The 394-nt window shown below is 69.5% G+C and carries 1 protein-coding gene; it reads right to left on the reverse strand.

Annotated elements, in window-relative coordinates:
* Nucleotides 1–325 (reverse strand): hypothetical protein (locus AC07VC_RS16225; RefSeq protein ID WP_494724493.1); only part of this gene is annotated, 325 nt, incomplete at its 3' end.
* Nucleotides 326–394: the final 69 nt, after the last annotated feature.

The raw sequence follows: 394 nt of genomic DNA on the forward strand, positions 1-394 counted from the left end.
AGACCGTCACCGTGGCGTTCGGCTCAGCCGTGCCGCTCACGATCACGTCCTGAGTACCGCCCGCGATCACCTCGTCCTGGTCGGGCTCGAGGATCGTCACCGGGGCCACCGGCGCGACGACCGGAGCGATGGTGAAGTCCACCGCATCCGTGCCGGAGGCGACGCCCCCGACCGTCTGCACCGCGGTCGCCGTGTAATCACCGGCAGGCAGCAGCGGGAAGGTCACCGAGAAGGCACCCGTCGTCGCATCCGCCGTGGCGACCTGGTCGTCCTGGCCGTCGATGGAGACCGTCACCGTGGCGTTCGGCTCAGCCGTGCCGCTCACGATCACGTCCTGAGTACCGCCCGCGATCACCTCGTCCTCATCGGGCTCGAGGATCGTCACCGGAGCGAC

The organism is Clavibacter sp. GW821-FHT01D01, from assembly GCF_059422605.1.